The sequence below is a fragment of the Streptomyces rhizosphaerihabitans genome, from assembly GCF_025399795.1.
In the GTDB taxonomy this organism is placed as follows: domain Bacteria; phylum Actinomycetota; class Actinomycetes; order Streptomycetales; family Streptomycetaceae; genus Streptomyces; species Streptomyces rhizosphaerihabitans.
Map to the genome: position 1 here is coordinate 1 of NZ_JAODTZ010000083.1, position 26,367 is coordinate 26,367.

18 protein-coding genes are annotated in these 26,367 nt (G+C 71.1%); 4 read left to right on the top strand and 14 right to left on the bottom strand.

Annotated features, from left to right (window positions below):
- Positions 1-152: 152 nt before the first annotated feature.
- From N4G66_RS42185 to thyX, 3 genes are all read right to left on the bottom strand, one after another.
- Positions 153-1,838, bottom strand: coding sequence for a ribonuclease J (locus N4G66_RS42185; protein ID WP_261709624.1), 1,686 nt, complete (start codon positions 1,836-1,838; stop codon positions 153-155).
- Between the two features lie 134 nt (positions 1,839-1,972).
- Entirely contained in the window at positions 1,973-2,872 is a 900-nt protein-coding gene (gene dapA / locus N4G66_RS42190) for a 4-hydroxy-tetrahydrodipicolinate synthase (protein WP_261709625.1), read from the bottom strand.
- Between the two features lie 211 nt (positions 2,873-3,083).
- The gene (gene thyX, locus N4G66_RS42195; RefSeq protein WP_261709626.1) at positions 3,084-3,824 is read right to left on the bottom strand and encodes an FAD-dependent thymidylate synthase; all 741 of its coding nucleotides are present in this window, start codon (positions 3,822-3,824) and stop codon (positions 3,084-3,086) included.
- A gap of 242 nt (positions 3,825-4,066) precedes the next feature.
- Here thyX and N4G66_RS42200 point away from each other — a divergent pair, with 242 nt between their 5' ends.
- Complete coding sequence (locus N4G66_RS42200) at positions 4,067-4,306, top strand: hypothetical protein (RefSeq protein ID WP_261709627.1); 240 nt, start codon at positions 4,067-4,069, stop codon at positions 4,304-4,306.
- 90 nt (positions 4,307-4,396) lie between these two features.
- The gene (locus tag N4G66_RS42205) at positions 4,397-4,954 is read left to right on the top strand and encodes a PH domain-containing protein (RefSeq protein WP_261709628.1); all 558 of its coding nucleotides are present in this window, start codon (positions 4,397-4,399) and stop codon (positions 4,952-4,954) included.
- A 288-nt stretch (positions 4,955-5,242) separates the two neighbouring features.
- Here the strand turns inward: N4G66_RS42205 and N4G66_RS42210 are convergent, their stop codons facing one another.
- From N4G66_RS42210 to rpsO, 5 genes are all read right to left on the bottom strand, one after another.
- On the bottom strand, positions 5,243-5,695 hold the full coding sequence (locus N4G66_RS42210; protein ID WP_261709629.1) for a hypothetical protein: 453 nt from the start codon (positions 5,693-5,695) through the stop codon (positions 5,243-5,245).
- 32 nt (positions 5,696-5,727) lie between these two features.
- Positions 5,728-6,480 (bottom strand): 4-hydroxy-tetrahydrodipicolinate reductase, encoded by a 753-nt coding sequence (gene dapB, locus N4G66_RS42215; RefSeq protein ID WP_261709630.1) that lies wholly within the window; start codon positions 6,478-6,480, stop codon positions 5,728-5,730.
- A gap of 26 nt (positions 6,481-6,506) precedes the next feature.
- The gene (locus N4G66_RS42220; RefSeq protein ID WP_261709631.1) at positions 6,507-7,886 is read right to left on the bottom strand and encodes a M16 family metallopeptidase; all 1,380 of its coding nucleotides are present in this window, start codon (positions 7,884-7,886) and stop codon (positions 6,507-6,509) included.
- Positions 7,883-10,099: a polyribonucleotide nucleotidyltransferase gene (locus N4G66_RS42225; protein WP_261709632.1), complete on the bottom strand. Its 2,217-nt coding sequence runs from the start codon at positions 10,097-10,099 to the stop codon at positions 7,883-7,885. The genes N4G66_RS42220 and N4G66_RS42225 overlap by 4 nt, the downstream gene beginning before the upstream one ends.
- Positions 10,100-10,461: 362 nt before the next feature.
- Positions 10,462-10,749: a 30S ribosomal protein S15 gene (rpsO, locus tag N4G66_RS42230; RefSeq protein WP_261709633.1), complete on the bottom strand. Its 288-nt coding sequence runs from the start codon at positions 10,747-10,749 to the stop codon at positions 10,462-10,464.
- A gap of 264 nt (positions 10,750-11,013) precedes the next feature.
- Between rpsO and N4G66_RS42235 the strand changes: the two genes are divergently transcribed.
- Both N4G66_RS42235 and N4G66_RS42240 read left to right on the top strand, forming a co-directional pair.
- Positions 11,014-11,310, top strand: a complete 297-nt coding sequence (locus N4G66_RS42235) for a DUF397 domain-containing protein (protein ID WP_261709634.1) — start codon at positions 11,014-11,016, stop codon at positions 11,308-11,310.
- Positions 11,311-11,841: 531 nt separating this feature from the next.
- Entirely contained in the window at positions 11,842-15,789 is a 3,948-nt protein-coding gene (locus N4G66_RS42240) for an SCO5717 family growth-regulating ATPase (RefSeq protein ID WP_261709635.1), read from the top strand.
- A gap of 159 nt (positions 15,790-15,948) precedes the next feature.
- Here the strand turns inward: N4G66_RS42240 and N4G66_RS42245 are convergent, their stop codons facing one another.
- The 6 genes from N4G66_RS42245 to infB all read right to left on the bottom strand — a co-directional run.
- Positions 15,949-16,902, bottom strand: a complete 954-nt coding sequence (locus N4G66_RS42245) for a bifunctional riboflavin kinase/FAD synthetase (RefSeq protein ID WP_261709636.1) — start codon at positions 16,900-16,902, stop codon at positions 15,949-15,951.
- Positions 16,903-17,068: 166 nt separating this feature from the next.
- Positions 17,069-21,301, bottom strand: a complete 4,233-nt coding sequence (locus N4G66_RS42250; protein ID WP_261709637.1) for a trypsin-like peptidase domain-containing protein — start codon at positions 21,299-21,301, stop codon at positions 17,069-17,071.
- Between the two features lie 284 nt (positions 21,302-21,585).
- A complete protein-coding gene (gene truB, locus N4G66_RS42255; RefSeq protein WP_261709638.1) occupies positions 21,586-22,491 on the bottom strand; it encodes a tRNA pseudouridine(55) synthase TruB in 906 nt (301 codons plus the stop codon).
- Entirely contained in the window at positions 22,488-22,937 is a 450-nt protein-coding gene (gene rbfA / locus N4G66_RS42260; RefSeq protein WP_261709639.1) for a 30S ribosome-binding factor RbfA, read from the bottom strand. The genes truB and rbfA overlap by 4 nt, the downstream gene beginning before the upstream one ends.
- Positions 22,938-22,970: 33 nt before the next feature.
- The gene (locus tag N4G66_RS42265; RefSeq protein WP_261709640.1) at positions 22,971-23,264 is read right to left on the bottom strand and encodes a DUF503 domain-containing protein; all 294 of its coding nucleotides are present in this window, start codon (positions 23,262-23,264) and stop codon (positions 22,971-22,973) included.
- Positions 23,265-23,521: 257 nt separating this feature from the next.
- On the bottom strand, positions 23,522-26,367 hold a 2,846-nt coding region (infB, locus tag N4G66_RS42270), incomplete at its 5' end, for a translation initiation factor IF-2 (protein WP_261709641.1).

The following is a 26,367-nucleotide window of genomic DNA, read 5'->3' on the forward strand; positions in this document are numbered from 1 at the left end:
TTTCCTGAGTCGGAATTCCCGCCCCGTTCGGGGACTGGTTCCGGAGCACGAAGCTTCCGAGTTCCCGTTCAGGCGGAGACGTAAACGTACTGGAGCGGAGCGCCACGATGCAAATCGAGGTGCTCCGCTCCTGGTTGGGGCTTTGCCGGAGGTCAGACCTCGACGACGACCGGGAGGATCATCGGGCGTCGGCGGTAGGTGTCGGACACCCACTTGCCCAGCGTGCGGCGGATGAGTTGCTGCAGCTGGTGGGGCTCGACCACACCATCCTGGGCCGACCGCTCCAGGACTTCCCTGATCTTCGGGATGACATCGACGAAGACCGAGTCGTCGATGCCGGAACCACGTGCCTGCACGTGCGGGCCGGCCGTGAGCTTGCCGGTGCTGGCGTCCATCACCACGAAGACCGAGATGATGCCCTCGTCGCCGAGGATCTTGCGGTCCTTGAGCGCGGGTTCACCGACGTCACCGACCGAGAGTCCGTCGACGTAGACGTACCCCGCCTGGACCTTGCCGGAGATCTTCGCCTTGCCCTCGATCAGGTCGACGACGACGCCGTCCTCGGCGATCACGATCCGGTCGTGCGGAACACCGGTCAGGGCGCCTAGCTCGGCGTTGGCGCGCAGATGGCGCCATTCGCCGTGGACCGGCATCAGGTTGCGCGGCTTGCAGATGTTGTAGAAGTACAGCAGCTCGCCCGCGGAGGCGTGGCCGGAGACGTGCACCTTGGCGTTGCCCTTGTGGATGACGTTCGCGCCCCAGCGGGTCAGGCCGTTGATGACGCGGTAGACCGCGTTCTCGTTGCCCGGGATCAGCGACGACGCCAGGATCACCGTGTCGCCCTGGACGATCCGGATCTGGTGGTCGCGGTTCGCCATCCGGGAGAGGGCTGCCATCGGCTCGCCCTGGGACCCCGTACAGACGAGGACGATCTGGTGATCCGGAAGGTCGTCGAGCGTCTTGACGTCGACCACCAGGCCCGGCGGGACCTTCAGATAGCCGAGGTCCCGTGCGATGCCCATGTTGCGGACCATCGAACGGCCGACGAAGGCGACCCTGCGGCCGTACTCGTGGGCGGTGTCGAGGATCTGCTGGATGCGGTGGACATGGCTGGCGAAGCTCGCCACGATGATCCGCTTGCTGGCGCCGGCGAAGACCTGGCGCAGTACGTTCGAGATGTCGCGCTCGGGCGGGACGAAACCCGGGACCTCGGCGTTCGTGGAGTCCGAGAGAAGAAGGTCGATGCCCTCCTCGCTCAGACGGGCGAACGCGTGCAGGTCCGTGAGCCGGCCGTCCAGCGGGAGCTGGTCCATCTTGAAGTCGCCGGTGTGGACGACCATGCCCGCGGGAGTGCGGATGGCGACCGCGAGGGCGTCCGGGATGGAGTGGTTGACCGCGACGAACTCGCAGTCGAAGGGGCCGATGCGCTCGCGGTGGCCCTCGGCCACTTCGAGCGTGTAGGGCCGGATGCGGTGCTCCTGGAGCTTCGCCTCGATGAGGGCGAGGGTCAGCTTGGAGCCGATCAGCGGGATGTCCGGCTTCTCGCGCAGGAGGAACGGGACGCCGCCGATGTGGTCCTCGTGGCCGTGCGTGAGCACGATGCCCTCGATGTCGTCGAGGCGGTCCCTGATGGACGTGAAGTCCGGCAGGATCAGGTCGATTCCGGGCTGCTCCTCCTCGGGGAAGAGCACTCCGCAGTCGACGATCAGCAGGCGGCCTCCGTACTCGAAGACCGTCATGTTCCGGCCGATCTCGCCGAGGCCGCCGAGCGGGGTGACCCGGAGGCCGCCCTTCGGGAGGACCGGCGGTGCGCCGAGTTCAGGATGCGGATGACTCAAAAGACTCTCCTCACCACGCACGCCACGTACCTGGCAAGGCACGTGGCGTGCGTGACGTTCGTGCAGTAGCTGTTGTGTGTGGGGTGCAGACCGATGGCCTGCGGGTCGTGCGTATTCAGTTGTGAAGTCTGTGGTTAGAGCTCTACCCCGCCGGCGCCGAGATCGATCTTGAGCTGAGTGGTCTCCTCGGGCGACAGTTCGACCATCGGGGCGCGCAGCGGACCGGCGGGCAGGCCCTGGAGGGCGAGCGCGGCCTTGGTCGTCATGACGCCCTGGGTGCGGAACATGCCGGTGAAGACGGGGAGCAGCTTCTGGTGGATCTCGGTGGCCTTCTGGACGTCGCCCGAGAGGTACGCGTCGAGCATCGCGCGCAGTTCCGGGGTGACGACGTGGCCGACCACGGAGACGAAGCCCACCGCGCCGACGGAGAGCAGCGGCAGGTTCAGCATGTCGTCGCCGGAGTACCAGGCGAGGCCGGAGCGGGCGATGGCCCAGCTGGCCCTGCCGAGGTCTCCCTTGGCGTCCTTGTTCGCGACGATACGCGGGTGCTCGGCGAGTCGCACCAGGGTTTCGGTGTTGATCGGGACGCCGCTGCGGCCGGGGATGTCGTAGAGCATGACGGGCAGTTCGGTCGCGTCGGCGATGGCCGAGAAGTGCCGGTACAGACCCTCTTGCGGGGGCTTGTTGTAGTACGGCGTCACGGTGAGCAGGCCGTGCGCGCCGGTCTTCTCGGCGTCACGGGCCAGCTCGATGCTGTGGCGGGTGTCGTTCGTGCCGACGCCGGCGACGATGTGGGCGCGGTCGCCCACCGCCTCCAGCACCGCGCGTACGAGATCCGATTTCTCCGCGTTGCTGGTGGTCGGGGACTCACCGGTGGTGCCGTTGATGATCAGGCCGTCGTTGCCTGCGTCCACCAAGTGGGTGGCGAGCCGCTGAGCGCCGTCGAGGTCGAGTCCGCCGTCCGCCGTGAAGGGCGTGACCATGGCGGTGAGGACCCGCCCGAAGGGGGTCTGCGGAGTGGAGGTCGGAGCCATGGGTAATACGCTACTCGCTGCTCAACGCGCGGTCTGCCCTCGGGGGACACGACAAAGCATGACAAAGGTGGAACCCGGCACTGCCTGCTCGGGGGTTCAAGCAGTGCCGGGTCCGTTTGATCAGGCTAGATGAACTTCGCGAAATGCCGCAATACGGACACTTCACTCGGCTCATCCGTACATCTGTGCCGGACCGGTGCGCGGAGGCGCGTTACGGCGCCACGCGCCCGTTGGCGTTGTAGGCCGCGTGCGTGAGCGGCATGAGCCTCGCCCACTCCGCCTCCATCTTCTCGCCGACCATCTCGATCTCCCGCTGGGGGAAGGACGGGACCTTGGCGAGCTCGTGCTGGGTGCGCAGACCGAGGAAGTGCATCAGGGAACGGGCGTTGCACGTGGCGTACATCGAGGAGAAGAGGCCGACCGGGAGGGTGGCACGGGCGACCTCGCGGGCGACACCGGCCGCCAGCATCTCCTGGTACGCGGCATAGGACTGCCGGTAGGACTCCTCCATGGCCGCGGTGACAGTCTTGTACTGCTCGGGGGTGCCCTGGACGAACTCGTACTTGCCGGGGCGCCCCTGCTGGACCAGCTTGCGGTCCTCACCGGGAACGTAGAAGACGGGCTCCAGCTCCCTGTAGCGGCCCGACTCCTCGTTATAAGACCACCCGACACGGTGCCTCATGAACTCGCGGAAGACGAAGATCGGGGCGCTGATGAAGAAGGTCATCGAGTTGTGCTCGAAGGGGCTGCCGTGCCGGTCCCGCATCAGGTAGTTGATCAGGCCCTTGGAGCGCTCCGGGTCCTTCTGCAGCTCTTCCAGCGACTGCTCCCCGGCGGTGGAGACACGGGCGGCGAACAGCACGTCGGCGTCGGAGGCCGTGTGCTTGATCAGCTCGACGGTGACGTCGCCGCGGAAGCTGGGCTTGAGGTCGTCGGCTGGGGTGTCGGTCACGGTGCGGAAGGTCCTTCCATCGCTGGCTCGGGCGGCGACCACTCTACGGCCCGGCACTGACAACGGGGCGTTCGGTACCGTGCCGCGACATTAGGCGCCGAACTTCTGCGAATTCGGTGATTCTGGGCACCTCTTGGGGCGTTCGGCCGTCTGTATGAGTGAGACTGACCTGTTCGAGCAGTTCGAGTCGCTTGTCAACGCATCACCGCATCCCGCGAACCCCCAGAGGAGAAGCACCGCCCATGTTCCGTCGGCGCGAGCCCGTCCCGTTCGCCTTCGTCGCCGAAGCCGACCAGTTCCGCAGCAACGTCACTCCCCCGCCCCGCGAGCGGTCCTCGGCCGGGCAGACAGCCGGCCGGTGGCTCATCGGCCTCACCATGATCGCCGGTATCGCCGGGTCCCTGATCGTCGGAATGCCCGCCCTGTCACAGGATCGGTCACCTGCGACGACGCAGCATTCCGAGGCGTCGGACGGCCGCTGACTCTTCCGGACCCCCAAGGGTGGTGAGCCGGCAACCGGCTCGATAACCTCACCGGGCACAGCCCATGCGTGGATTGAGTGAGGATCAGTCGTGCCCCTGCCCTTTCTGACGGCGGACCGCGCCTTTGACGAGGCGGCGGAGGACGTCGCGCTGCCCTTCGACGACCGCGACCGCTGGCGGCGCCCCTACCGGCCCGGCCCCTGGCGGGTGGGCGCGGCCGCGCTCGTCCTGCTGCTCGCCTCGTACGTGCTCGTCGCGGCCGTGATAATCGCCGTCGCCGGGGCACTGCCCGGCGCCGCGGCCTGCATGGCCGGGGCGACGGTGGTCATCCTGTGCGCGCTGCGGCTGCTGCGCATGGGTGTGTGGGTCAGCGCCCGAGGGCTGCGCAGGGTGGGCTTCTTCGTCACGCACACGACTCCGTGGGAGCAGGTCGCGGCGGTGCGCACGGTGCAGCAGCCGGTGCGCTGGCTGGGACTGCCGCGAACGGTCCAGGGCCAGGCCCTGACGCTCGTCCGCGGGGACCGCTCGCCCGGTGACATGCCGCCGCTGATGACCACGCACAACGCCGATTTCCTGGCGCGTACCGAGGCCTTCGACCGCGCGGCGGACGTCGTCGAGGTGTGGGCCGACGAGTACCGGAGGGTCTGAGGCACTCACCCCGGAGCCGCTCAAGGTCTCGGGGCCGCGTGCGGCCCGGCTCGGTGTGCGGCCCGGCCCGGCGGGATCACCGGCCCGTCCCCGGACAAGATCGCCATCGGTGTCCGGTCCACGCAGGGCCTCGGCCGGCCCTCGGCCGCGGGCTCCCGGCTCCGTACACCGCCCCGGCGCCGCCACGACGGACGGCACCCCGCCTCGGCGGACCCGGGTACCCCGCTGTCGTACGACGAAGGGGCCGGTCCGCGCTGTGCGGGCCGGCCCCTTCGTCGTACAACCTGATCAGGCCTCCAGGGACCGGCCCTCGTGCAGGGCGATGGCCCGCTGCATGGCCTTGCGGGCGCGCGGGGTGTCCCGGGCGTCGTGGTAGGCGACAGCGAGGCGGAACCAGTTGCGCCAGTCGTCCGGGGCGTCCTCGGTCTCGGCCTTGCGGCGGGCGAAGACCTCGTCGGCCGAGTCGCGGTCGATACGTCCGCCCTCGGTGCGCCGCAGCTCGTCGACGGGCAGTCCGCCCTCGGCGTCGAGCACGGCGGAGAGCCTGTTGGCCTTCCGGACGAACTGGGTGTTCATCCAGAGGAACCAGACGCCGATGACCGGCAGGATGAGCACCGCGACCCCGAAGGTGACGGTGATCAGGGTGCCGTTCTGGATGAGCAGCACACCCCGGCTGCCGACCAGGACGAAATAGACGACCAGGACGGCGGCCGTGATGGCATAGGTGATCTTCGCGCGCATGTCTGTCGGCTAACTGTCGTACGTCCCCCGGCTCAGCCGAGGTCCAGGAAGTGTTCCAGGCCGAAGGTGAGGCCCGGGGTGGTCACCACGCGGCGGGCGCCGAGCAGGATGCCCGGCATGAAGCTGCTGTGGTGGAGGGAGTCGTGGCGGATGGTCAGGGTCTCGCCCTCGCCGCCCAGCAGGACTTCCTGGTGGGCGAGGAGGCCGCGCAGCCGGATCGCGTGCACCGGGACGCCGTCGACATCGGCGCCGCGGGCGCCGTCCAGGGCGGTCACCGTGGCGTCGGGCTGCGGGGCGCTGCCCGCGCGTTCCCGGGCCGCGGCGATGAGCTGAGCGGTGCGCGTGGCGGTGCCACTGGGGGCGTCCACCTTGTTCGGGTGGTGCAGCTCGATGACCTCGACGGACTCGAAGTAGGGCGCTGCGACCTCGGCGAACTTCATCGTCAGTACGGCCCCGATGGAGAAGTTGGGCGCGATGAGCACGCCGGTCTCCGGGGAAGCGGCCAGCGAGGTGCCGAGTTGCGCGAGGCGCTCCTCGGTCCAGCCGGTCGTGCCGACCACGGCGTGGATGCCGTGCCGGACGCAGAAGTCGAGGTTGCCCATCACCGAGGCCGGAGTGGTCAGCTCGACCACGACCTGGGTACCCGCGTCGACGAGCGTCTCCAGCTTGTCGCCGCGGCCCAGCGCGGCCACCAGCTCCATGTCCTCGGCGGCCTCGACGGCTCGTACCGCCTCGGCTCCGATCCGGCCCTTGGCACCGAGGACCGCCACGCGCAGCTTGCTCATTGCTTCGTTCCTTACCGAGACGGGATTTACGCGACCGCGTCGTGCAGACGGGACGCCTGCTTGTCCTTGACCGGGCCGATGACCGCCAGCGAGGGCCGCTGTCCCAGGACGTCCCGGGCGATCGAGCGGACCTCGTCCGGGGTGACGGACGCTATCCGGGCCAGCATGTCGTCGACCGACATCTGCTCGCCCCAGCACAGCTCACTCTTGCCGATCCGGTTCATCAGCGCGCCGGTGTCCTCCAGGCCGAGGACCGTGGAGCCCTGGAGCTGGCCGATGGCGCGGCCGATCTCGTCGTCCGAGAGGCCGTGCTCGGCGACCTGGTCGAGCTCGTCGCGGCAGAGCTTGAGGACGTCGTGGACCTGGCTCGGGCGGCAGCCCGCGTAGACGCCGAAGAGGCCGCAGTCGGCGAAGCCCGAGGTGTACGAGTACACGCTGTAGGCCAGGCCGCGCTTCTCGCGGACCTCCTGGAACAGACGCGAGGACATGCCGCCGCCGAGGGCGGTGTTCAGGACGCCGAGAGCCCAGCGGCGCTCGTCGGTGCGGGCCAGGCCCGGCATGCCGAGGACGACATGGGCCTGCTCGGTCTTGCGGCCGAGCAGTTCGACGCGGCCCGCGGTGCGGATGGAGCGCAGGCCGTCGCGCGGGGCGATGGGGGCCGCCTCGGCGTTCTTGAAGGCGCCGGCCTTCTCGAAGGCGGCACGGACCTGGCGTACGACCTTGTTGTGGTCGACGTTGCCCGCGCAGGCCACGACGAGGTGCGTCGGGTCGTAGTGCTTCTTGTAGAAGCGGCGGATGCGGTCCGCGGTCAGGGCGTTGACCGTGCTGACCGTGCCGAGGACCGGACGGCCGAGGGGGGTGTCGCCGAGCATGGTGTGCGCGAACAGGTCGTGCACACAGTCGCCCGGGTCGTCCTCGGTCATCGCGATCTCTTCGAGGATCGCGCCGCGCTCGACGTTGACGTCATCCTCGCGGATGAGCGAGCCGGTCAGCATGTCGCAGACGACGTCGATGGCCAGCGGCAGGTCGGTGTCGAGCACGCGCGCGTAGTAGCACGTGTACTCCTTGGCCGTGAACGCGTTCATCTCGCCGCCGACCGCGTCGATCGCCGAGGAGATGTCCAGGGCGGACCTGCGGTTCGTGCCCTTGAAGAGCAGGTGCTCCAGATAGTGCGTCGCGCCGTTCAGGGTCGGCGTCTCGTCGCGGGAGCCCACGTGCGCCCAGATGCCGAACGTGGCGGAGCGCACGGAGGGGAGCGTCTCGGTGACGATGCGCAGCCCGCCGGGCAGGGTGGTCTTGCGGACCGTACCGATGCCGTTCGCGCCCTTGATCAGGGTTTGGGTACGGGCGACGGCCCGCGCCTCCGAAGAGGTGCGGGCCGTCGTCGTGGAGCTACTCGACGTCACTGGTCGGTGTCGTCCTTCTTCTCATCGTCGCTCTCGCCCTCGACCACGGGGATCAGGGAGAGCTTGCCGCGGGAGTCGATCTCGGCGATCTCGACCTGGACCTTGGAGCCCACGGCCAGGACGTCCTCGACGTTCTCCACGCGCTTGCCGCCGGCGAGCTTGCGGATCTGCGAGATGTGCAGCAGACCGTCCTTGCCCGGGAGCAGCGACACGAACGCACCGAAGGTCGTCGTCTTCACGACGGTGCCCAGGTAACGCTCGCCGACCTCCGGCATGGTCGGGTTGGCGATCGCGTTGATCGTGGCGCGCGCGGCCTCGGCCTGCGAACCCTGCTGGGCACCGATGTAGATGGTGCCGTCGTCCTCGATCGTGATGTCGGCGCCGGTGTCCTCCTGGATCTGGTTGATCATCTTGCCCTTGGGGCCGATGACCTCACCGATCTTGTCCACCGGGATCTTGACGGTGATGATCCGCGGGGCGTTCGGGGACATCTCGTCCGGCGTGTCGATCGCTTCCATCATCACGTCGAGGATGTGGAGGCGGGCGTCGCGGGCCTGCTTGAGGGCCGCGGCCAGGACGGAGGCCGGGATGCCGTCCAGCTTCGTGTCGAGCTGGAGGGCGGTCACGAACTCCTTGGTGCCGGCGACCTTGAAGTCCATGTCACCGAAGGCGTCCTCCGCACCAAGGATGTCGGTGAGGGCGACGTAGTGCGTCTGGCCGTCGATCTCCTGGGAGATCAGACCCATGGCGATACCCGCGACGGCGGCCTTCAGCGGCACACCGGCGTTCAGCAGCGACATGGTCGAGGCGCAGACCGAGCCCATGGACGTCGAGCCGTTGGAGCCGAGGGCCTCGGACACCTGACGGATCGCGTAGGGGAACTCCTCGCGGGTCGGCAGGACCGGCACGATCGCGCGCTCGGCGAGCGCGCCGTGGCCGATCTCGCGGCGCTTCGGGGAGCCGACGCGGCCCGTCTCACCGACGGAGTACGGCGGGAAGTTGTAGTTGTGCATGTAGCGCTTGCGGGTCACCGGGGAGAGGGTGTCCAGCTGCTGCTCCATACGGAGCATGTTCAGGGTGGTGACGCCCAGGATCTGGGTCTCGCCACGCTCGAACAGCGCCGAGCCGTGCACGCGCGGGATGGCCTCGACCTCGGCGGCCAGCGTACGGATGTCCGTGACGCCGCGGCCGTCGATGCGGACCTTGTCCTTGATGACGCGCTCGCGGACCAGCTTCTTGGTCAGCGAGCGGTACGCGGCGGAGATCTCCTTCTCGCGACCCTCGAACTGCGGGAGCAGCTTCTCGGCGGCGATCTCCTTGACGCGGTCCAGCTCGGCCTCGCGCTCCTGCTTGCCGGCGATGGTGAGCGCCTGGGCGAGCTCGCTCGTGACCGCGGCGCTGAGAGCCTCGAAGACGTCGTCCTGGTAGTCCAGGAAGATCGGGAACTCACCGGTCGGCTTGGCGGCCTTCGCGGCGAGGTCCGACTGCGCCTTGCACAGGACCTTGATGAAGGGCTTCGCGGCGTCGAGGCCGGCGGCCACGACCTCCTCGGTCGGCGCCTCGGCGCCACCCTGGACGAGCGTGATCGTCTTGTCGGTGGCCTCGGCCTCGACCATCATGATCGCGACGTCGCCGTCCTCCAGGACGCGACCGGCGACGACCATGTCGAAGACGGCGTCCTCGAGCTCGGTGTGCGTCGGGAACGCGACCCACTGGCCGTTGATCAGCGCGACGCGGACGCCGCCGACCGGGCCGGAGAAGGGCAGACCGGCCAGCTGCGTGGACGCGGACGCGGCGTTGATCGCCACGACGTCGTACAGGTGGTCGGGGTTGAGGGCCATGATCGTCGCGACGACCTGGATCTCGTTGCGAAGGCCCTTCTTGAAGGACGGACGCAGCGGGCGGTCGATCAGGCGACAGGTGAGGATGGCGTCCTCGGAGGGACGGCCCTCACGGCGGAAGAAGCTGCCGGGGATCTTGCCGGCGGCGTACATCCGCTCCTCGACGTCCACCGTCAGGGGGAAGAAGTCGAGCTGGTCCTTGGGCTTCTTCGAAGCGGTGGTGGCCGACAGCACCATGGTGTCGTCGTCCAGGTACGCGACGGCGGAGCCGGCGGCCTGCCTGGCCAGCCTGCCCGTCTCGAAGCGGATGGTGCGGGTGCCGAAGGAACCGTTGTCGATAACGGCCTCGGCGTAGTGGGTCTCGTTCTCCACTAGCGTTTTCTCCTCGTCTTCGTCCCGTCCTGCCCGTGTGGCAGGGGGACGGTGGCGGAGAAGCGCTCCTTCTGGTGCGGGCCGGTCTTCGATCGAAGCACCCGGGGCTCTTTCGCCCGGGGGCCACTACCGAGGACCGGCGGCGATGAGGCGCGCTTCCCCTCGTTCGTTGTCGTGAGACGCCCTACCCGGCGGGTACGGCGTCGTCACGCTGTGTTCGTACGTGCGGTTTCCTGCGTATTGCGTTGTGCTACCACACTACAAAGCGTCGGTGACACTCCGCACGTAGAGAGCACGTGCGGCAGCACATACAGCAAAGGGAGCGGCTCCCAAGAAGTGGGAACCGCTCCCTTCGCGGCGTCTTACTTGGCGCCCGCCGCGCCGCGGCGGATGCCCAGGCGCTCGACGAGCGCACGGAAGCGCTGGATGTCCTTCTTGGCCAGGTACTGCAGCAGGCGGCGACGCTGACCGACCAGGATCAGAAGACCACGACGGGAGTGGTGGTCGTGCTTGTGTGCCTTGAGGTGCTCGGTCAGGTCCGAGATCCGGCGCGAGAGCATGGCGACCTGGACCTCGGGGGAGCCGGTGTCGCCCTCCTTCTGACCGAACTCGGTGATGATCTGCTTCTTCGTAGCGGCGTCGAGCGACACGCGTACTCCTCGTAGTCTCATGTCTGCCACCGAGTGCCCCTGGTCCACTTCTCAGGGGAGCTTCCGTGACTCGGGTGGCGGGGATCCGCTGGGCGCGGCCTCCAGAGCAGCGCTCCGGGGGTGCGTACACAAACGGCCGTTACACAGGGTACCAGCCTGACCGGATCGGTCTGTCCGGGTCTTCGAACCTTCCCGGACGGCGCGGACCAGGCCACTAGGGTGACGGCAGAGGTCATTCGTACGTGGGGAAGGGGCCGGCAGAACATGGCCGAGGAAGCGGACAACGACGTCAAGGCGCGCAAGGAGCGGGAGAAGGACGAGCTCTACGCCCTCGACATCTCGGGCGTCGAATGGCAGAGCGCACCGGGCACGGAGGAGCACGAGGAGCGGGTCGAGATCTCCTATCTGCCCGGGGGCGCGGTGGCCATGCGGTCGTCGCTCGACCCGGGGACGGTCCTGCGCTACACGGAGGCGGAATGGCGGGCCTTCGTGCTGGGCGCGCGGGACGGCGAGTTCGATCTGGAGCCGGCCCCGCACACCGGTGGTCTGCCGACGGAGTAGCCGGTCGTCTTCCGACGAGGTGGCCGGTCGCCCGACGGCCGGGTGCGGGCGAGGGTCCGCCGACGGGCCGTGCGGGCCGACGGGGATCGTGGGCCGTCGGGAACTGAGGGGCCGACGCGGAGAAGTCTCCGTGGCGGCCCTTTTGTCTGCCCGCATCGCAGTCCGTACAGGGAGGCAAGTGGCCGTCAGACAGGCGACCGCGAGACAAGTGGCCGCCCTGGTGCCATTGTTTGTCCACTTTCGGGGTCAATAGTGAGCGTGCGTACGCCACTTCTGGGCAGGGTGTGCCGTAACGGGCCGCCGCGGTGAGGTGGACAGGCCTGCCCTACGGACAGTCATGGTGATTAGGCTGGGACCGGGCGCGACGCCTGAACCCATGCACGGGTGGCTCGCGTTACCCGGGGAGCCGGTCAATTCGGACGACCTCGTACGGACTTCGGGCGGCCTCGGTCGTCCGTGAACGTCGACGGACGACAAGTAGACGGTCGCCCCGGCACGACTTGAGGGTGCTCGACCACACCAGGAGGAATTGTGAACAGCGATCGGGACGGGATCCGCGGGGGCTGGGCCACGCCCGGCGATGACCAGTCCGACGCCGAGTCCGCCGTCGAGACGACGGGCGAGTTCACCATCGACTACGCGCCGCCGGCCTGGTACACGCAGAACGCCTCGGGCGGTTCCGGGGATTCGGGGGGCACGGGCGACTCGCAGGGATCGGGCGATACGGGGGATTCGGAAGGACCGGAGGACTCGAAGGAGCCGGAGGCGGAGAGGTCCGAGGAGCCGGAGGGGTCCGAGGAATCCGAGGAGTCCGAGGAGTCCGAGGACTTGGCCGCTTCGGGTGTCTCGACGGCTTCGGGGAGCCCGGTGGTCTCGGATGGTCCGGCGGCTTCACACGTTCCGGCGGCTGCCGCGGCCGGCTCGGCACCCGTCGGCGGCCCCGAGGCTGTCCGGCCGCCCGCCGCGCAGCCCCACGCCGCGCAGCCCCACGCTCCGGCCGTGGCACCTGTCGCGGACGCCGGTGGCGCGACCGCGCTGCCGAACCTTCCCGTTGGTGGATTCCAGGCCCCGTGGACACCTGCCGATTCCCCGGCTCCCGTCGCCGAGCCGGTCGCGCCGAATGCCGTTCCTCCGGCCGCTTCCGCTTCCGCTTCCGCTTCCGCTTCCGACGAACCGGATTCCGGGACCGGGGACCTGGAAAGCGGCGCGACCATGCGGTTCTCCGCTGTCGCGCTGAAGCGTGAGATCGCGGAACGGGCGGTTTCCGAAGCCACGGCGTCCCAGGATGCGGTGGCGGTTGCCGATGCCGATGCCGATGCTTCTGCGGCTGCTGCCGGATCCGGCAGCGAGGGCGCGGAGGCCGAGGGTGGCGTCGGGTCCAGCACCGAAGACGACGGCCGGGGCGACACCGAGGCGGTGGAGGGCGAGGACGAGGCCCCGAGCACGCCCGTGGCCGCGGTCGAGCCCGACGCGGTGGTCGAACCTGACGCCGCAGTCGAACCTGACGCGGTGGTCCAGCCTGAACACGTGGTCCAGTCCGGCCAGATGGCACAACTCCAGCCCGTGGCCGCACCCGAGACCGAGCCCGTCATCGATCCCGTGCTCGCCTACCAGTCGCTGGAGGCCGCCTCCCAGCGCGCGAGCGTGACCGACGTACAGGTGACGGGCCGAGCCGCCACTTCCGACGACGCCGTCGTCGTCTCCCCGGGTGCCGAGTCCGCCGAGGAAACGAGCGCCGTCTCGGCCGAAGTCGAGGCCGAGGGCGCCGAGGGCGTGGAGCCGCGCCTCACGGACGACGAGATCGGCACGGACGGCGATGCCGCTGTGGCCGACGGGTTCCGGCCGCAGTACGCCTCCGCCCGGGACAGCGAGCCCCAGGACGCGGTGCCCGTGGTCCGGCCCGAGGAGCCCGCGGGTGTGCAGGACACGCCCCCCGCCTGGGCTCCGCCGCCACTGCCGCAGGGTGGGCTGCCGCCCCTGCCGCCCGCCTACCAGCCCGCGGCACCGGCCTCGGCCCCGCAGTGGCCCGCCTCCGCGGAGCCCGCACCGGCCGGGCAAGGCCAGGTGCCGCACCAGGCACCGTTGCCTCAGCAAGCGCCCGCCGCACCGGCACCGGGCCAGCCCTTCCAGTCACCCGCGCCCGGCCAGCCCTTCCAACCCCCTGCGCCGACACCCTCGCCCGTACCGGGCCAGCCCTTCCAGCCGCCCGCCGCCCAATCACCCGAGCCCGAGCCCGCGCCCGGCCAACCCTTCCAGCCCCCGGCGCCGCAGCACGTGCCGTCTGCGTGGCCCTCTCCTGGTGCGCCCGGTGCGCCCGGTGTGGCGGGTTCGCCGCAGGGGCCCGCGCCTGTGCAGCCGACCGGATTCGAGAACTCCGTGCCGGCTCCACCGCAGGCCCAGCCTTCGGCACCGCCGGTCCAGGCAGCCGAGGCGCCCGCACCGACTTCGCCGCAGCAGGGGAGTTACGGGTTCCCCCAGTCCGGCACCCCGGACCAGGCATCCGCCCCGCAGGGCAGCTACGGCTTCCCGCAGCCCGACGCACCCGCCCCGGCTCCGGGATACGGGTTCCCGCAGCAGAGCACCCCGCCCCAGAACCAGCAGACGGCCCACCCTGCCGCCCCGCAGGCTCCCGGCTACGGGTTCCCACAGCCCGGCGCGCCCGCGCCGGATCAGCAGGCGCCCATCCAGCCGTCCCCCACTCCGGGATACGGGTTCCCGCAGCAGAACACCCCGCCCCAGAACCAGCAGACGCCCCACCCTGCCGCCCCACAGGCTCCCGGCTACGGGTTCCCGCAGCCCGGCGCGCCCGCGCCGGACGCCGTACCGCCGCACGCCCCGGCTCAGCCTCCCGCTCCCGTCCTTCAACAGGGCTACGGGTTCCCGCAGCCGGCGGCCAACCCGCCCGCCCCGCAGCCCGGTTACGGCCTCGCGCAGCCGCAGTCGCAGCAGCCCCCGGCTCCGGGGCAGGCGGCCCCGCCGTATCCGGCGCCGGCCCAGCCGCAGAGCCCGCAGCCGCAGTCTCCGCACCAGCCGGGCCCTGCGCCCGTACAGCAGCAGCCCGCCGTCCCGACCGCTCCCGTCGACCCGCGGACCGGTACCGCCTGGCCGCAGCCCGTGCAGCACGATCAGCGGCAGCCGACCAATCCCGGTGCGGCCCCGCTCGGCTACACCGCGGCGGTGGAGCTGTCCTCCGACCGGCTGCTCAACAACAAGAGGCAGAAGGCCAAGAGCGGTCGTCCGACCGCCGCGTCGTCGCGCTTCAAGCTGGGCGGGAAGAAGGAAGAGGCCGAGCGGCAGCGGAAGTTGGAGCTGATCCGGACTCCGGTGCTCTCGTGCTACCGGATCGCCGTCATCAGCCTCAAGGGCGGTGTCGGCAAGACGACCACGACCACCGCGCTCGGCTCCACGCTCGCCACCGAGCGGCAGGACAAGATCCTCGCGATCGACGCCAACCCCGACGCCGGTACGCTCGGCCGCCGGGTGCGTCGCGAGACCGGCGCCACCATTCGTGACCTCGTGCAGGCGATCCCGTACATCAACTCGTACATGGACATCCGGCGGTTCACCTCCCAGGCGCCCTCCGGGCTGGAGATCATCGCCAACGACGTCGACCCTGCCGTGTCCACGACGTTCAACGACGAGGACTACCGGCGCGCGATAGACGTCCTGGGCAGGCAGTACCCGATCATCTTGACCGACTCCGGTACGGGTCTGCTGTACAGCGCCATGCGCGGGGTGCTCGACCTCGCCGACCAGCTCATCATCATCTCGACGCCGTCGGTGGACGGGGCGAGCAGTGCCAGTACGACGCTGGACTGGCTGTCGGCGCACGGGTACGCGGACCTCGTCTCGCGGTCCATCACCGTCATCTCCGGAGTGCGCGACACCGGAAAGATGATCAAGGTGGAGGACATCGTCAGCCACTTCGAGACGCGCTGCCGCGGTGTCGTGGTCGTGCCGTTCGACGAGCACCTGTCCGCGGGTGCCGAGGTCGACCTCGACATGATGCGCCCGAAGGTACGGGAGGCGTACTTCAACCTCTCCGCGATGGTCGCCGAGGACATCGCGCGGCACCAGCAGTCGCACGGGCTGTGGACGAACGACGGCAACCCGCCGCCGGTGGCCGCCCCGCCGATGCCGGGCCAGTACGTTCCGGGTCAGCAGGTCCCCGGACAGTACCCGGGTCAGCAGGTCCCCGGACAGTACCCGGGTCAGCAGGTCCCCGGACAGTACGTTCCGGGTCAGCCCGCGCCGGGTCAGGCTCCGCAGCAGCCCCAGCCCGGACAGCCGTACGCCCAGCCGGGACAGCCCTACCCGCAGCAGCCCGGTCAGCCCCATCCGCAGGCGCCGGGGCAGGGTTACCCGCAGCCGCAGCCGCAGCCGCAGCCGCCTCAGCCTGGTCAGCAGTTCCAGCCCGGACAGCCGTACCAGCCGAACCAGGGGCAGACCCCGCCGCCTCCGGCACCACCTCAGCAGTAAGCAGTAAGGCGATCGGCCCCGTCGAGGGGCCGGTTCCCGCTCGGCCCGCACCGTTCACGGACGGTGCGGGCCTTCGCGCGTCCGGACCAGCGTTGATCGACACAGAGACGCCCGACCCCGGAGCCGTACGTCGGACGGGGGCTGACGGACCGAGAGGGACTACTCCCCGTCGTACGCCTCGATCAGTTCCCGCGAGCGCTTCACATCGTCGGTGATGGCTTCCAGCAGGGCGTCGATGGAGTCGAACCGGGCCTGGCCGCGGACGAAGGCGAGGAAGTCGACGGCGACGTGCAGACCGTAGAGGTCGAGGCCGACGCGGTCGATGGCGTACGCCTCCACCGTGCGCTCGGTGCCGTCGAACTGGGGGTTCGTGCCGACGGAGATCGCGGCGGGCATGGCCTCGCCCTCGACGTGCAGCCAGCCCGCGTAGACGCCGTCGGCGGGAATCGCGGTGTGCGGGAGGGTCTCGACGTTCGCCGTGGGGAAGCCGAGCTCCCGGCCGCGCTGGGCACCGCGGACGACGATGCCCTCGACGCGGTGCGGCCGTCCGAGGATCTCGCGAGCACCCTCGACATCGCCCCCGGTGACGAGGCGCCGGGTGAGGGTCGAGGAGAACGGCTCGCCGCCGCCCGCCTCACCGGTCACATGGAGGTCCACGACCTCGACCTCGAAGTCGTACGTCTCCCCCTGCTCGCGCAGGAAGTCGACGTTGCCCGCGGCCTTGTGGCCGAAGCGGAAGTTGGGGCCCTCGACGACGGCCTTGGCGTGCAGCTTGTCGACCAGCACCTTCACCACGAAGTCGGCGGGCGACAGCTTCGAGAACTCGGTGGTGAACGGCAGGATGAGCAGGGCGTCCACGCCCAGTTCGGCCATCAGTTCCGCGCGGCGGTGGTGCGGGGCGAGCAGCGGGGGGTGGCTGCCGGGGCGGACCACCTCGCTGGGGTGCGGGTCGAAAGTGACCACGACGGAGGGGACGCCCAGCTCTCGGGCGCGGTCCACGGAATGCCGGATGATCAGCTGGTGTCCGCGGTGCACCCCGTCGTAGGAACCGATGGTGACGACGCTGCGCCCCCAGTCCTCGGGGATGTCCTCCAAGCCACGCCAGCGCTGCACTGTGACCGCTCCTTGTCGAACCCGTGTCCGTGATTGCCTTATTCGCAGCTCTAAGGGTGCCATGCCGTGTGCTCTCGGCTTGCATCGGCATCGGGCTGTGACCGATTGCTCAGCACCGCGGAGTGTGGCGTGCGGTGCGGTGCGCAGTGCCGTGCGCGGTCGTGGTTCAGGCGGGAACCCTTGCCCCGGCCAGGTTCTCGATCATGCGGCGGGTGCTGGGGCCGACCATGCCGGACCACTCCTCGGGGTTGCCGGTCAGCCAGCGCGCGACCGAAGTGGCGAAGCCCGGGACGCGCCGGGCCAGGTCGAGGAGGCCTCGGTCGAAGCCGGTGGCCCCGGCCGGTGTGCGGACGAGGAGAAGGCCGACGCGGTGCACCAGTTCGCGGGTGGGCTCCTCACCTCGCCGGTCGAGGCCGTCGGCTGCGGCCCTCAGGACGGTGTCGAGAACGACCGGATCCCGCTCGTGCGCCAGCAGCAGATCGAGCAGCTCGCGCCGCAGCGGGAACGACGCCTTCTCTCCCGGTGTCGCGAGGACCTGGGCGAGCGCTGTCCGCACCAGCGCGTCACAAGCCTCCAATAGACCGCTGACCAGAGGGAACAGCACTGACTGGGCAGTGCGCCCGTGGTCGAGGCGCCGGTCCACGTACGCCGCCATGTACGCGGCCGTTCCGGGGCACAGCTCCACGGTCTCCTTCACCAGTGCGGCGACTCGGCGGGCCGGCGCCGGTGTGGTGACGTCCGCGAGGGAGCTGAGCAGCTCGGCCGTGTCGGGGCCGAGTCGCCGCAGCCGGTCGCGGAAAGCGGCGAGCACGGGCTCCGGGTGGGTGGTGAGCGCGGCGGCCAACGCGCTCGGGGGCAGCCGTGGGTCGCCGGCCGTGAAGCGCTCCAAGGCTTGCGGCAGGTAGGGGGCACGCGTCAGCGGATCCCGTACGAGGATGCCGAGCGCCCCGCCGTGCAGCGCCCGGTCGGCGGGACGGGTGAGCAGGGAGAGAGCTGCGTGACGCAGCAGCTCTCGGTCGGCCCGGGTCCCCGCGAACGGCGCCGCCCGCAGCCCGTACGCGACCGCCGCCACCCGCAGCGCCGGCTGTTCGTCGTGCGCCCACCGGTCCACCGCCCGGCACACGGACGACGGCTCCTCCTCTGCCAGCACGGCCAGCAGCTCGTCGCCCCGCGGGTGTGCGCAGGCGACCAGGGACTCGGCCAGATCGTCCGGTGCCCGCCGCCGGTGCGCGTACAGCAGTGCCTGCGCGGCCGTCGCCACGGTGGCGTTCGGGGTCGCGGGCAGGGGCCGCTCGTCGTCGAACCAGCGGGTGAGGTGGCGGTGTACGGCGGTGGGGTCGGTCTTGAGGAGACGGGAGACGGCGTCGAGGTAGCGCGGAGCGGCGGGGGCCTCGCCGGGGTTCGAGGGCTCGGCCGCCGGGGTCCGCCGGGGGTCGGCGACGACCAGGCGCCCGAGCAGGTCGAAGCGCTCCGCGTCGGGCACGGGCAGCGCCGTCCAGAACGCCGGACCGAGCTCCTGCGGCACGACCCTGCCCTGTTGCCGCCACGCCACGATCCGCTCGGTGAGCAGCCGCAGCACGCCGATGTAAGGGGTCGCGTCGGGCACCCGGAGCAGGACGGTGGTGCAGAGGCGGGTGGCCCACCAGAGGGGATCGCCCAGCTGGGCCCTGTGCGGGACCCTGTGCGGGGCGCCGGGCGGGTCCGTGCCGTGCGGGGTGGTGAGCGGGTCCGGGACCTCGGGCAGCAGATCGTCGACCGCGTGGACGAGGTCCTCCAGACGGAGGGTCAGTTCGGCGGTGCCCTGTTGACGGGCCAGCAGGACCAGGGTCTCGACGACGGGGCCGATCCTGTGGCGGGGGACGGGATGGCTGTCCGCCCCGGCGTCGGCCACCCCGGCGTCGGGCCGCCCTGTGGACCGGGCGCGGCGGGCGTGCCGACGGCCGGGCGCCGTGGCCCCCGTACGCCCGGAGCCTTGGTCGGGTGTGGCGCGCCCGCGGTGGACCAGACTGTTCAGCGCCGTGTCCAGGTCGAGGTGGGTGCCCTGGATCCAGTCGGCGAGCTCCTCGTGGGCGAAGCGGTAGCCGTCCCCGGCGGGGACGAGGAGTCCCTCGGTGAGAACGGCGGACGCCCAGCCGGTGATGCCGGCGAGGCGTCCCGGGGCGGGGCCCCAGGGAAAGACGGCTTCGAAGGACGCCCGGTGCAGTTGGCCCTGCCCGGGTCCCAGACAGCGTCGGGCGGCTTCGTGCACCTGGCCGGAGACCCGGGCGGCGAGCCGGCGCACGGCGGTGCCGCGCAGCCCGTTCGCCGCGGCGAGCCGGGCCGCGACGCGCAGGCACATCAGATCGAGGTGGGCGGCGAACACCTCGTCGCGGCCGAGCCGTTCGGCCGGTAGGTCCACCGGCGCGGCGCGCACCTCGGAGAGCAGCCGCAGCGCCAGCGGATGGCGGGCGTCGGCCGGCACGAGGATGTCCTCCGGAATCCCGGCACAGGACCGGGCCCGCCGGGCCTCGTCCTCGGTCAGATCGCCGAGCAGCACACAGTCGGGCAGGAACCCGCCCGCGTACGCCGCCCCCTGCCCGCGGGCGCCTGACGACAGTTGTCCGCCCGGGTACGCCACCGCCTGCCCTCCCGCGTGCAACGGCGGCTGCCCGTCCACGACCGACGACGAATGCCCACCCGCGTACCCCGCCACCTGTCCGCCGGCGTCCGGCGCCGCCTGCCGGCCCGGGTACGCCGCCCTCTGCCTTTCCACGCCCGGCGACGCCTGCCCGGCGACGTCCGACGACGGCTGTCCGTCCGAGTCCGGCATCGGCTGCCCGCCGAAGACCGCTGACGGCTGCACACCCAGGTACGCCGCCGCACGGTCACCCGGGGACGCCGACGATCGGTCGCCGGGGCAAGCCGACGGACCGTCACTCGGGCGCGCCCGCGGACCGTCGCCAGGGTGGGTCGACGGACCGCCGCCCAGGTGTTCCGGTGATCGGCCGCCGGGGTGCGCCGACGGCCGCCCGGAGGCCCGGTGCAGCAGCTCCGCGGGAAACTCCGCTCCCGCCCGTTCCCAGTACTCCGCCCGGCAGCCGACCACGAGTCGTGTGCCGGTCTCCGTCAGCCAGGCGGCCGTTCCACTGGTCCAGGCGGGGAGCCGGTGGGCGAGCTCGGGTGGCATCTCCTCGGGGCCGTCGAGAAGGAGCAGGAGGGGCCGGGCGGTGGAACGCGCCAGCCGGGCCAGCCGGTCCGGACCGATGTCGCCGAGTTCACCGCCGTATCCCTCGGGGGGCAGCACATCCTCGTCCGCGTGCCGTCGCGCGGCCTCCGTCCCGGTCGCCCCGGGGCTCCGCCGGGACGCGGCCACGATCCGCCCGGCGCGCTCCAGGGCGCGTGTCGCCGCGTCCGCCACCGAGATGTCGTCGGCGCGGAGGTCGGCGCCGCGCAGCCACAGGGTGGGAGCCGGTTCGGGGCCCCGCAGGCGGCGGGCGGCGAGCGCGGCCAGTTCCGTCGTACGGCCGCTGCCGGGTGGGCCGACGAGCCCGAGGACGACGGCCGGGCCGCTTTCGAAGGCCGCGAACTCCCTGATGACATCGGCTCGTTCGACGATTCCGGGGTCCGTTCCCGCGGCCCCGGAGGGGACCGGTGGACAGGGTCCGTCCGAGCCCACCGAGGTCGCGGTGAGTTCCAGCGCGCCCGCGAGATTCAGATCGGCGCCGTACGCGGGCACCGTCGCCGCGTTACGGGCCAGCAGTTCGGCGAGCGGCCCCGTGGCGCCCCGCAGGGGGACGGCGAGGCCGGGCGCCCGATGGCCGGCCGGGGTCTCCCCCGGCGCGGTGCCGTCCGGGCTCCAAGGAAGCAGGGCGGTGCCGACGACCGCCACCACGGCGCCGGTGCGGGCGTCGAGGACCGGTCCCCCGGCCGCTCCGCCGCCCGGCCGGAGCGCGTCCGCGCCCGCCGTGCCGATCGCCAACTCCAGTGCGCCCCGCAGGAGATGGGCGCGGGCGGCGGCGGGGTACGTCACGGCGGAGGATCCCAGTACCCGCGCCTCGCGCCAGCCGCCCGCCGCGATCCGGACGTACGTGCCGGTCGCGACGCGGTCCCGCACGGTGACGGGGAGCGGGCCGAGGCCGAGACCTTCGGTGCGTACGAGGGCCAGACCGACGTCGGGCAGCGGCGTGACGGCGTCGGCGGTCACCACACAGGTGCGGTCGCCGGGGGCGTGCAGGACGAGTCGGTCCAGGCCGTCGACGGCCTCGTGGGCGGTGATCACGGTGCCGTGGTGGTCGGCCGCGAAACCCGTGCCGCGTGGGCGGCCCGCCGGGTCGCAGACGCGTACGAGGACGTCGTCCCATGGCTGTCCGGCGGTGTCCGCCGCCTCTTCGTTCCCGGTCCGCGGGCCTCGCCCCGCCATACTCGAACCTCCCCGCCGCGCTCCTTGCTCCGACGGTAGGGGCGAGGTGATCAGCGGGACAGATCATGGAGCGAACGCGCCCCCTTCCGCTCCCTCGGTTCACTCCGAGCGCCTGCCCGATGGGGTGAATACGCGAGGTCGGATGGATACACCTTGGGTGGGGGAGCCGAGGGGGGACCGTGGAGCGGCGGGCACGAGACCCCGTGACCGCCGCTCCACGGGCGGAACGCCCACCCGGCCGCCGTGCGTGGTGTGCGCGCGGGAACCTCGGCCCGAGAGGAACCTCAGCCGAAGACGGCCAGGCTCTTCGCCTTGCCCTTCTGCTCCTCCACCAGGGCGAGGAACTGGCCCTCGGGGTCGAAGACCGCCACGGTGCCCTTGCCCGTGTACTCGTCGGGCATGTCGAGCCGGACGCCGTTCAGCAGCAGCCGGGTCCGCTTGGTGTCCACGTCCCAGCGCGGGAACGCGGCCGCGGCCGCGTCCGCGATCGGCATCACCGTCAGCTCCTCCTGGAGCTGGTCGAGGGTGCGCGCGGAGTCCAGCTTGTAGGGGCCGACGCGGGTGCGGCGCAGGGCGGTGAGGTGGCCGCCGACGCCCAGGTCCGCGCCGAGGTCGCGGGCGATCGCCCGGATGTACGTCCCGGACGAGCAGACGACGGAGACGACCAGGTCGAGCACCGGGGTGCCGTCCTCGGCGACCGCGTCACGGATGTCGTACACCGCGAACGACGAGATGGTCACCGGGCGGGCCGGGATCTCGAATTCCTCGCCCTCGCGCGCCCTCTTGTACGAGCGCACGCCGTCGATCTTGATGGCGCTGACCTTGGACGGCACCTGCATGATGGCGCCGGTCAGCTTGGCGACCCCGGCGTCGATCGCGTCGCGTTCCACACCGGAGGCGTCGGTCGAGGAGGTGATGTCGCCCTCGGCGTCGTCGGTCAGCGTGTTCTGGCCGAGCCGGATCGTGCCGAGGTACTCCTTCTCGGTGAGCGCGAGGTGTCCGAGGAGTTTGGTGGCCTTCTCGACGCCGAGGACGAGCACACCCGTCGCCATGGGGTCGAGGGTGCCCGCGTGGCCGACCCGGCGCGTCCTGGCGATCCCGCGCATCTTGGCAACCACGTCGTGCGAGGTGAAGCCCGACGGCTTGTCGACAATGACAAGCCCGTCGGGCGTGTTGGGCTTCTGCGTCATTCCGCCGCGTCGTCCTCGTCGTCCTCGCCCGGCTTCTTGTACGGGTCCGCGTCACCCGCGAAGGACGCGCCGGCCGAGACCTCGCGCACCTTCTCGTCCGAGGCCCGTGCCTTGTCGAGCAGGTCCTCGATGGTCTTGGCGGTGTCCGGCAGGGCGTCCGCGACGAACGTCAGCGTCGGCGTGAACTTCACGCCCGCCGCCGCGCCGACGGCCGAGCGGAGCACGCCCTTGGCGCTCTCCAGGCCCGCGGCCGCCTCGGCACGCTGCTCATCGTCCCCGTACACCGTGTAGAAGACGGTGGCCTCCCGGAGGTCCCCGGTGACCCGGGTGTCCGTGATGGTGACGTGAGTGCCGAGCCGCGGGTCCTTGATCCCGCGCTGCAGCTTCTTGGCCACCACCTCTCGGATGAGGTCCGCCAGCCTCTTCGCCCGCGCGTTGTCGGCCACTGGTCCGTCTCCTTCTTCGCCTTGCTTGTTTCGTCAGTCTTCGTCTGTGTGGACTCTGCGCCGTACCGACAGCAGTTCCACCTCCGGTCGCGCCGCGACCAGCCGTTCGCACCGGTCCAGTACGTCGGTCAGGTGCACGGTGTCCCCGGAGACCACCGCCAGGCCGACCTCGGCCCTGCGGTGAAGATCCTGGTTGCCCGTCTCGGCGGCACTCACCGCGTACTTCCGCTGGAGTTCGGCGACGATCGGCCGGACGAGAGAGCGTTTCTCCTTGAGCGAGTGAACGTCGCCGAGGAGCAGATCGAAGGACAGCGTCCCCACATACATGTGTAACCGGATGTCCCGCCGGTACGGGATAGATGGCCTGCCAATGCACTTGGCAGGGACATCAGAACCGTACAACGAACCGTAGGCTCGCTCGACGGGGTTTCCGGGCCCCCGGGCCGTTCGCCGGACGGGTGAGCGGCCGGGGCCGGTCACACAGTTCCCCGCGCCCCGGAGAGGGACGCGGGGAATTGCGTGATCTGGTAAAAGCCAGGCTGGCCGGCGGTGACTGCTCACCGCCGGCCAGCCTGGGAACCACTTTACGAGCGCGGCTTCTCGCGCATCTCGTACGTCGCGATGACGTCGTCGACCTTGATGTCGTTGAAGTTGCCGAGGTTGATACCGCCCTCGAACCCTTCGCGGAGCTCGGTGACGTCGTCCTTGAAGCGACGCAGCCCGGAGATGTTGAGGTTCTCCGCGATGACCTTGCCGTCGCGGACGAGGCGCGCCTTGGTGTTGCGCTTGACCTCGCCCGAGCGGACCAGGACACCGGCGATGTTGCCCAGCTTGGACGACTTGAAGACCTCGCGGATCTCCGCCGTGCCGAGCTCGACCTCCTCGTACTCCGGCTTGAGCATGCCCTTCAGGGCCGCTTCGATCTCCTCGATGGCCTGGTAGATCACCGAGTAGTACCGGACGTCGACGCCTTCGCGCTCCGCCATCTGCGCCGCGCGGCCCGCAGCGCGGACGTTGAAGCCGATGACGATGGCGTCGGAGCCGGTCGCCAGGTTGATGTCGGACTCGGTGACCGCACCCACACCGCGGTGCAGGACACGGATGTCGACCTCGTCGCCGACGTCGAGCTGGAGCAGCGAGGACTCGAGAGCCTCCACCGAACCGGACGCGTCGCCCTTGATGATGAGGTTGAGTTCCTGCACCAGACCGGCCTTGAGGGCCTCGTCCAGGTTCTCCAGGGAGAACCGGACACCCCGGCGGGCGAAGTTGGCGTTGCGCTCACGCGCCGCGCGCTTCTCGGCGATCTGACGCGCCGTGCGGTCCTCGTCGACAACCAGGAAGTTGTCGCCAGCGCCCGGGACGTTGGTGAGACCCAGGACCAGGACGGGGGTCGACGGACCCGCTTCCTCGACGTTGTTGCCGTTGTCGTCGAGCATCGCCCGGACACGGCCGTACGCGTCGCCGACCACCATGGTGTCGCCGATGCGCAGCGTGCCGCGCTGGACCAGGACCGTCGAAACGGCACCGCGGCCGCGGTCGAGGTGGGACTCGATCGCAATACCCTGCGCGTCCTGCTCCGGGTTGGCCCGCAGGTCGAGCGAGGCGTCCGCGGTCAGGACCACGGCCTCCAGGAGAGCCTCGATGTTGAGGCCCTGCTTGGCGGAGATGTCGACGAACATGGTGTCGCCGCCGTACTCCTCGGCCACCAGACCGAACTCGGTGAGCTGACCGCGCACCTTGGTCGGGTCGGCACCCTCGACGTCGATCTTGTTGACCGCGACCACGATCGGCACGTCGGCCGCCTTGGCGTGGTTCAGCGCCTCGATCGTCTGGGGCATCACACCGTCGTTGGCCGCCACCACGAGGATCGCGATGTCGGTCGACTTGGCACCACGGGCACGCATGGCGGTGAACGCCTCGTGACCCGGGGTGTCGATGAAGGTGATCTTGCGCTCTTCACCGTTGACCTCGGTGGCCACCTGGTACGCACCGATGTGCTGCGTGATACCGCCGGCCTCGCCCGCGACGACGTTCGTCTTGCGGATGGTGTCGAGAAGGCGGGTCTTACCGTGGTCGACGTGACCCATGACGGTCACGACCGGCGGACGGACCACGAGGTCGTCCTCGTCGCCCTCGTCCTCGCCGAACTCGATGTCGAAGGACTCGAGCAGCTCGCGGTCCTCCTCCTCGGGGCTGACGATCTCGAGGATGTAGTTCATCTCATCCGCGAGGAGCTTCAGCGTCTCGTCGGAGACGGACTGCGTGGCAGTGACCATCTCGCCGAGGTTCATCATCACGGCGACGAGCGAGGCCGGGTTGGCGCCGATCTTCTCCGCGAAGTCGGTGAGGGAGGCACCGCGCGACAGGCGGACGGACTGTCCGTTGCCGCGAGGCAGCATCACGCCGCCGACGGACGGGGCCTGCATGGCCTCGTACTCCTGGCGCCTCTGCCGCTTCGACTTGCGACCACGACGCGCCGGACCGCCGGGACGGCCGAACGCACCCTGCGTGCCACCGCGGGCACCGGGACCACCCGGACGACCGCCGAAGCCGGGACGGCCACCGCCGCCACCACCGGGACCACCCGGACGGCCGGCGAAACCGCCGCCACCGCCACCGGGACCACCGGGACGACCGGCGAAGCCGCCGCCGCCACCACCGGGACCGGCCGGACGACCGGCGAAACCGCCGCCACCCGGACGACCGCCGCCGCCACCGGGACCACCGGGACGACCGCCGCCGGCACCGGGACCACGGCCACCGGGGCCGCCGCCGGGACGCGGGCTGCCCGCGGCCGGACGCTGAGGCATCATGCCGGGGTTCGGACGGTTACCGCCCGGACCGCCGCCGGGACGCGGGGCCTGCGGACGGGGCATGCCGCCCGGAGTGGGACGGGCACCGCCCGGACCGCCCTGCGGACGCGGAGCGCCGCCGGGACCGCCCTGGGGACGGGGAGCACGGTCCTGACCGCCGGCGCCCTGCGGACGCGGGCCGCCGGGGGCACCGGCGCCACCGGGACGCGGGGCACCGCCCGGACGGGGCGTCTGCGGACGCGCCATGCCGGTGGAGCCACCAGAGGTGAACGGGTTGTTGCCCGGACGGGGACCGGCCGGACGGGCACCGGGACGCGGAGCCTGACCGGCGGGACGCGGGGCGCCCTGACGGTCGCCGCGCTCGGGACGGTCACCACGCTCGGGACGGTCACCACGACCCTGACCACCCTGACCGGGACCACCGGCCGGACGGGCACCGGGACGCGGAGCCTGACCGGCGGGACGCGGAGCGCCCGGACGGGGAGCACCCGCGGCCGGAGCCGAGGGGGTCGACGGCGCGACCGGCGCCGACGGGGGTGCGGTGAATTCGGCCGCGACCGGAGCCGGAGCCGCCGGAGCGGGCTTCGGGGCCGGCTTGGGACCGGGAGTCGGGCGCG